This window comes from Sphingobium sp. C100, from assembly GCF_000508185.1.
Taxonomy (GTDB): Bacteria; Pseudomonadota; Alphaproteobacteria; order Sphingomonadales; family Sphingomonadaceae; genus Sphingobium.
The window spans coordinates 1-3,761 of sequence record NZ_AYOY01000066.1; the positions used below are offsets into that span (position 1 = coordinate 1).

General features: G+C 67.7%; 5 protein-coding genes. 1 reads left to right on the forward strand and 4 read right to left on the reverse strand.

Annotated features, from left to right (window positions below):
* On the reverse strand, positions 1 to 478 hold a 478-nt coding region (locus C100_RS0124160), incomplete at its 3' end, for a hypothetical protein (RefSeq protein WP_031308816.1).
* A gap of 75 nt (positions 479 to 553) precedes the next feature.
* Positions 554 to 1,438: a subclass B3 metallo-beta-lactamase gene (gene bla / locus C100_RS30580; RefSeq protein WP_031308817.1), complete on the reverse strand. Its 885-nt coding sequence runs from the start codon at positions 1,436 to 1,438 to the stop codon at positions 554 to 556.
* Positions 1,439 to 1,544: 106 nt separating this feature from the next.
* On the opposite strand from bla, the gene C100_RS30585 reads away from it, so the two are divergent.
* Complete coding sequence (locus tag C100_RS30585) at positions 1,545 to 2,417, forward strand: LysR family transcriptional regulator (RefSeq protein WP_031308818.1); 873 nt, start codon at positions 1,545 to 1,547, stop codon at positions 2,415 to 2,417.
* On the opposite strand, the gene greB is transcribed toward C100_RS30585, so the two are convergent.
* On the reverse strand, positions 2,405 to 2,890 hold the full coding sequence (gene greB, locus C100_RS30590; protein WP_024018851.1) for a transcription elongation factor GreB: 486 nt from the start codon (positions 2,888 to 2,890) through the stop codon (positions 2,405 to 2,407). The two genes, C100_RS30585 and greB, sit on opposite strands and share 13 nt — an antisense overlap.
* Positions 2,891 to 2,947: 57 nt before the next feature.
* On the reverse strand, positions 2,948 to 3,761 hold an 814-nt coding region (locus tag C100_RS30595; protein WP_024018852.1), incomplete at its 5' end, for a lytic transglycosylase domain-containing protein.

A 3,761-nucleotide genomic window follows, 5' to 3' on the forward strand; every position in this document is an offset into this window, starting at 1 on the left:
CCGCCGCCAGCGCCAGCCGGCGGCTGGCGGTCAGGTCGAGCAGAGGCGCCCGTCCGCGCAATTCGATCAGCAAGGCGCCCAAAGCCGGGCAACGCAGCGCGTCCACCGCGGCGCGCAACAGCATCGCTTCATCCGCCATCACGCCCAGCAGCATTCGATCAGGGGCAATCCCCAGCGCGGCGAGGCCCGGCCCATAGGGATGCCCGCCCGCCTTGCCCGCCGCGCTGGTGCGCAACCACAGCAAGGGCGCATCGCCACTCGCCTTCGCGCACCAGAGCAGCGACAGGCCCGCCGCCGCCGCGTCGCCGCCATCCCCGAACAGTTCATGCACGCGCCCGCGCACCAGGCCGCCGCCCAGCGCGGCGTCCAGCCCGTCATGCCCGCTGGCGAAGCGGGCACAGGGCTGCGCCGCTGGCGCGCGGTCCAGCGATGCGATATGCCGCTTCAACGCGGCGAGGCTGTGCAGCGACTCGCTCATGACATTTGTTCCTGTTATGTTCTTATCCTCCACAAGAACAGCAGGAGTCAATGCGGGCCAGCACGCCCGCATATTTCATTCTTGCAATTTCTTCTCCAGCACCGCCTCCGCGCGCATCGCATAGCGACGGCAGGCGGCCGGATCGACGAAGGGATGGGGCGAGCGCGCCTTTGCCAGCTTCGCCAGCCGGTCGGCATCGCCATCCAGCGGGTGCGAGGCGATCAGCAGGTCGCAGCGCATCGCCTTCACGCGCGCGAAGGTGCCGCGAAACGCCTCGACAAAGCCCCGGTGCGCCGGGTCCGCGAAGCGCCAGCCATCCGCCGCGAGCGGGTTGAGGCTGGAGGCGAAGACGATCGTCTTGCACGCCTTGCCCTCGCAGCTTTTCCAGCTCCAGCTCATGCTGCCCAGCGTATGGCCCGGCGTCGCATGGGCGGTGACGGCGACATCGCCCAGCCGGATCACTTCGCCATTACGCACTGTCCGCAGCTTCGCCACGCCGGGGAAGCGCTCCAGCCAGGCCGCCTGCGGATCGTCCCGGTCGCCCCCGCCCTGCCGCAACACCGCCGCAGCGGGCATGCTCGCGATCACGGTCGCCCCGCTGTCCCGCGCCAGCGCGGCGAGGCCGCCGGCATGATCATAATGGGGTTCGGTGCTGAGGATCAGCTTCACGTCGCGGATCGAAAAGCCGAGCTGGCGGATATTCGCCTCGATATCCGGCACCGCCTGCGGCACCGCGCCGTCGATCAGGATCAGGCCAGCGCTGGTGCGGATCAGCGCCACGTTCAGCCCGCCGAAACCCACCAGATAGGTCGATCCATGCAAGCGCGCCGGCGATTGCGGCGCCAGCCAGCGCTTGGCCTGTTCGGGCGCGATCGGGCGCGTCAAAGGATCGTCCTGCTTGCCCGCGCCCATCGCCATCATCCCAGCCAGGCTAATAGCCAGCACCATCGTCTTTCGCATGACCCGTCCTCCAATCCTCTATGTAGGCAAGCTGCCCCGTCGCCACGCCGGCGACAAAGCATCATTTCTCGACAGAGCCATGAGGTCAGCTTATGCTTTCATCGCCATGGACCGCGCCCAATTGCCCCTGAATGCCCTGCGCGCCTTCGAGGCGGCGGCGCGGCATCTGAACTTCACGAAAGCCGCGATCGAACTGTGCGTCAGCCAGGGCGCGGTCAGCCAGCAGGTCGCGGGGCTGGAGGCGCGGCTGGGCGCGCCGCTGTTCCGCCGCCTGCCGCGCGGCCTGATGCTGACGGACGAGGGACGCGCGCTGCTGCCGGTGATGGGCGATGCGCTGGACCGGATCGGCGCGACGCTGGGCCGGATCGAGGGCGGCCGCCCGCGCGAGATATTGAACCTGGGCGTCGTCGGCACGTTCGCGGACGGATGGCTGCTCGACCGGCTGGAGGATTTTGCGCGGGCCTGCCCGCATGTCGATCTGCGGATCATGACCAACAATAATCGCGTCGACCTGGCGGGCGAGGGGCTGGACCTCGCCATCCGCTTCGGCGACGGCGCCTGGCATGGCACTCATGCGGAACCCGTCCTGCGCGCGCCGCTCGCGCCGCTTTGCGCACCCGAAATCGCCAAGCGGCTGGCGGAGCCTGTCGCCCTTGGCCGCGAAATCCTGCTGCGTTCCTACCGCGCCGACGAATGGCCGCGCTGGTTCGCGGCGGCCGGGGCGCCCTGCCCGCCGCTGCGCGGGCCGGTGTTCGACAGTTCCGTGCTGATGGTTCAGGCCGCGTTGCGGGGCCTTGGCGTCGCGCTCGCCCCGCCCGCTTTGTTCACCGGCGATTTGCAGGCCGGGCGGCTGGTCCAGCCCTTCGCCGCCACCATCGATCTGGGCGGCTATTGGCTCACCCGCCTGATGTCCCGCGCCGACAGCCCGGCCATGGCCGACTTCCGCGCCTGGCTGATCGCTGCCGGTCAGGCCGGATAGACGATCGCCATCACCTCATATTCCTTCTCGCCCGCCGGCAGCATCACCCGGCGCAGGTCGCCCACCGCCGCGCCCCGCAAAGCACGCGCGATCGGCGAGCCCCAGCCGATCCGCCCGGCGTCCACGTCGGTTTCGTCATTGCCGACGATCGTCACGGTGCGGTGATTGTCATCTTCATCAGCAATGGTGACCGTCGCGCCGAAATAGACGCGGCCCTTGTCAGGCTGTTGCCGTGGATCGACGACCTTGGCGTCCTTCATCTTCTTCGACAGGCGCTTGAGCTGGAAATCGATCTCGCGCATCCGCTTGCGGCCGTAGAGATAGTCGCCATTTTCGCTGCGATCGCCATTGCCGGCGGCCCAGCTCACCACCTCGACGATGCGCGGCCGTTCGACCCCCAGCAGATGGTCATATTCGGCGCGCAGCTTCGCGAAGCCTTCGGGGGAGATATAGTTGGGATAGGGAGCGGCCATCCGTCCCCCTCTATCCGCAGCCGGGGCGGTTGCGCAATTTGTCCGCCCCGGAAAAAATCAACCCGGCGTCTGCTTGCCCAGATAGCGGCTCAGCACCGCATTGCTGCCCCGGAACTTGGCCCGCTCAGGGTTCATCGCATCATAGACCACGGCATTTTCCAGCACGCGCTGGACGTAATTTTTGGTCTCGTAGATCGGGATATTCTCTATCCAGCGCAGCATGTCGGCGCCGGGCAGGCGCGGGTCGCCATTGGCGCGAATCCATTTGTTCACATTGCCCGGCCCGGCATTATAGGCCGCCACCGCCAGCGGATAGCTGCCGCCATAATAATCGAGCATCCGCTGGAAATAGCCCGAACCCAGCATGATGTTATAGCTGGGGTCGTTGAGCGAGGAGGGGTTATAGCTCATGCCCAGCTTTCCCGCCTGCTCGCGCGCGGTGCCGGGCATCAACTGCATCAGGCCCCGCGCGCCCGCATGGCTGACGATCTGCTTGTCGAACTGGCTTTCCTGCCGGGCGATCGCATGGACCATGGTCCAGTTATATTGCGCTTCGCTCGGCACCGGCACGCGCGGAAAGGCGCTGGTGCCATAGCCGGTCAGGCCGCTCGACACCGCGCGGCGGCCCACCATGACGCTCATGTCGGGTCGGCCCAGTTGCTCGGCGAGTTCGGCGGCCAGAAAATGATCGGTGTCGCTATCGGCTTCATTGGCGATGGCGCGGGCGAATTTGCCCTGGTCGGCCCAATAGCCCATCTGCCCCAGCGCCTTGACGGCGCGCACGACCGAACGGTTGTTGAACGCCGCACGTTCGGCGGCGGAAATCGGCACCGGCCGCTCCACAGTGGCGGGCGCGGGCACCGGCCGGCCC

Excerpts from the sequence above, each read along its gene's own strand:
- bla (WP_031308817.1), bottom strand. The coding sequence starts at position 1,438 with ATGCGAAAGACGATGGTGCTGGCTATTAGCCTGGCTGGGATGATGGCG.
- C100_RS30585 (WP_031308818.1), top strand. The coding sequence starts at position 1,545 with ATGGACCGCGCCCAATTGCCCCTGAATGCCCTGCGCGCCTTCGAGGCG.
- greB (WP_024018851.1), bottom strand. The coding sequence starts at position 2,890 with ATGGCCGCTCCCTATCCCAACTATATCTCCCCCGAAGGCTTCGCGAAG.